General features: G+C 70.9%; 4 protein-coding genes. All 4 read left to right on the plus strand.

The features are described from left to right. A partial coding sequence (locus VIB55_RS24355; RefSeq protein WP_331879286.1) for a HAMP domain-containing sensor histidine kinase occupies window positions 1-1,501 on the plus strand: 1,501 nt, incomplete at its 5' end. A gap of 27 nt (window positions 1,502-1,528) precedes the next feature. Further along, window positions 1,529-2,110, plus strand: coding sequence for a hypothetical protein (locus VIB55_RS24360; RefSeq protein WP_331879287.1), 582 nt, complete (start codon window positions 1,529-1,531; stop codon window positions 2,108-2,110). Window positions 2,111-2,353: 243 nt separating this feature from the next. After that, window positions 2,354-2,653: an SWIM zinc finger family protein gene (locus VIB55_RS24365; RefSeq protein ID WP_331879288.1), complete on the plus strand. Its 300-nt coding sequence runs from the start codon at window positions 2,354-2,356 to the stop codon at window positions 2,651-2,653. A 200-nt stretch (window positions 2,654-2,853) separates the two neighbouring features. Further along, window positions 2,854-3,191: DUF488 domain-containing protein (locus tag VIB55_RS24370; protein ID WP_331879289.1), on the plus strand; the 338-nt coding region annotated here is incomplete at its 3' end.

Genomic DNA, 3,191 nt, shown 5'->3' on the forward strand with positions numbered 1-3,191 from the left:
CCACCCGCCGACTCGGATGAGCCTCAGGCAACGGATCGTGCTCACCCTGCTGGGGATCGCCATCATCCTGGTGATCCCCGCGGCGTACGGGCTGCTGGCGCTGCAGCAGGTGCACTCCGCCGTGCACACCCTGCAGGGGCGCGACGTAGAGGCCATCAACGCGCTCAGCGACGTGCGCAACGGGGTAGAGGCCGCCAACGACGCCCAGGTGCGCTACTCGGCGCTGGGCGGCATCGGCGAGGCGCAGGACTTCGCCGCACTGGAGCAGCGCCTGGACAGCGCCTCCAACGCCGTCGCTGGCGGGCTGGCCACGCTCAGCCGGGGCGCGTACCGGCGCTCGTCGGCCCGGGTGGCGGCGCTGTGGGACACTACGCGCACCTTTGCCCAGCAGGAGCGCACGCTGATCCGCGCGGGGGACCGCGACGGCGCCGCGGCCCTGCGCCGACAGGCCGTCACCCCGGCGTTCCAGCGGATGGCCGCCTCGCTGGAGCCGGTGGGGGTGGAGATCGACCGGCAGACCGAGCGCGAGGTGCAGCGGGCCGAGGGCGTGGCGCGGCGCTCCGCCAGCACCACCCTGGCGGCGCTGGCGGCGGCGCTGGTGCTGACGCTGGTGCTGGGAACCTGGCTCACCCGCACCCTGCTGCGCCCCGTGGGCGAGCTGCGCCGGGGGATGGCCAACGTGGCGGAGGGCGACTTTGCGCCCAACGTGCGGATTCCCGTGGAGCGCCCCGACGAGCTGGGCGACCTGGCCCGCTCGTTCGACACCATGACCACGCGGCTGCTGGAGCTTGACCGGCTGAAAGCCGAGTTCGTGTCGGTGGCCTCGCACGAGATCAAGACGCCGCTCAGCGTGATCCGCGGCTACGTGACGCTGCTGGCCGACGGCATCTACGGCCCGGTGAACGACCGCCAGAAGACCACGCTCGAGGCGGTGAACGCCCAGACCGACCGGCTGACCCGGCTGGTGCACCGCCTGCTGGACGTCAGCCGCTTCGAGGCGGGGGGCGGGCGGCTGGAGCTGCGCGACATCGACCTGGCGGCGTTCTTCCGCGAGCTCACCAGCGGGTTCCAGGTGCTGGCGGGGCAGAACGGCATCGAGTTTCCCGTGCGCCTGGCCGACGACCTTCCCGCCACCATCCATGGCGACGAGGACCGGCTGAACGAGGTGCTGGGCAACCTGCTTTCCAACGCCTTCAAGTTCACCACCCAGGGCGGCACCATCCGGGTAGATGCGCAGCGGTGCGACGGCGGGATCTGCGTGGAGGTGGAGGACACGGGCGTGGGCATTCCGCCCGATCAGCTCCCCCGCATCTTCGAAAAGTTCTACCAGGTAGACAACGAGGCCCAGCCGCGGTCGGTGGGATCGGGGCTGGGGCTGGCCATTTCGCGCGAGATCGTCGAGGCGCACGGGGGCACGATCACTGCAGAAAGCCAGGTGGGCCGGGGCACGCGCTTCAGCGTGTTTCTCCCGGAGCGGCCGCCCGTTCAGAAGGCGGCCTGATCCGCCCGACTTTTCACGCGCCCGCCTGTGAGAACCGCGTTTTCCGTTCTGTCGCTGGTCCTGCTTGCCGCCTGCGCCTCGGGCGGTCGTGGCGGCGCCGGCCCCGGTGCACCCAGCCGCGACCTGCTGTGGCGGCAGGCGCACCAGGCCATGCACCAGGACTCGTCGCGCATCGCCCTGGCCGCCTTCCAGCGGCTGGCCGCGGAGCACCCCGGTACGGTCGAGGGCAACGAGGCGCGCTTCTACCTGGGCACGCTGTACCTGGACCCGCGCAACTTCGACGCGACGCGGGCGTCGGAGCACCTGGAGCTGTACCTGGCCGCGGACACCGTGGGCGGCCGGCAGGTCCGCCGCCCCGAGGCGGTGCGCCTGCTTTCGCTGTCGCGAACCCTGGTGCTTCCCTGCGAGCAGCGGACGGGCGCCCTGCGCTGCGAGCCCGCCGTGGTCACGCGGCGCACCCCGGGCGAAACGGTGGTGGTGCGAGACGGCGACCAGTCGGCCGAGGTCGCGCGCCTGCGCCGCGAGGTCGCGGAGCGCGACGGCACGATCCGGGAGCTTCGCGAAGAGCTTCAGCGGATCCGGAACACGCTGGCGCCGCGGCCCAGGTAGGGAAGTGCGTGAGTGCGTGAGTGCGTGAGTGCGTTAGTGCGGAAGTAAAAGGAGCGCGATCCAGTCAGGGTCGCGCTCCTTCTCGTTCTGTAGCCCCCCTCCGTGACCTCCGTTGTGAGGCCCGTCGTTCGTTCCTCGTCCACGCCGCACGAGTTGAATCACACCGAATTGAAACCGAAACTGAGATGCCGGATCGGGGTACTAACGATGTCAGCAACTGTGGACATTCGGGGAGGGGAGCGGATGATGATGATCGACATCGAGCGGGCCGGCGGCATCGAGACGGGGCGGTTGGAGCGCTGCCTGGGGCTCGCCGCCGAGCGGGTGGGACCGGGGCGCTACCGCGTCGTGGGTGGAACCGAACCGCACTGGGTGGACCTGCGCTCGCGCCTCGTGCCCCGTTGCGATTGTGGAGACCACCTGTGGCGGGAACGGGTGTGCAAGCACATCCTCGCCGCCCTCCTCCGCGAAGGCGACGAGCGCGTGATCCGCGAGATCAGCGGCCTCGTCCGCCAGCTCCGCGACCGTGTCCACGCGGCGTGATCCTGTTGAAAAGAGCAGTTTCACGCAGAGGACGCAGAGTGAAGGGAGAGGGCGCAGAGGGTACGGAGACGCCGCGGCCCCTCTGCGTGCTCTCTGTTCGCTCTGCGTCCTCTGCGTGATGATTTCCTGTCAGAGGCGGTGCGCGGGTTGCAAGTATCCGCCTGGGGTAACGGCGGACACACCTCAGCGCGGAGCGGGTGATGGCGACGGTGGCGACGATCGGGTACGAGGGTACGACGGTGCCGGCCTTCCAGGAGGCGCTGCGGGAGGGCGGCGTGGACCTGCTGGTAGACGTGCGCGCGGTCGCAAGCTCGCGCCGGCCGGGGTTCGCGAAGACGCGGCTGGCCGCCAACGTCGAGGAACTCGGCATCGAGTACCTGCACCTGCGCGGGCTGGGCACCCCAGCCGAGGGACGCTCCGCCGCGCGGGCCGGGCGGCACAACGAGATGCGGGAAATCTTCATGGAGCACCTGGCCACCCCGGCCGCGCAGGACGAGCTCCACCGCCTCGCCGACATCGTCCGCTCCGGCCGGCGCGT

The organism is Longimicrobium sp. (assembly GCF_036554565.1).
Lineage (GTDB): Bacteria > Gemmatimonadota > Gemmatimonadetes > Longimicrobiales > Longimicrobiaceae > Longimicrobium.

Coding starts and splice junctions, on each gene's coding strand:
- VIB55_RS24365 (WP_331879288.1), top strand. CDS start 2,354: ATGATGATGATCGACATCGAGCGGGCCGGCGGCATCGAGACGGGGCGG.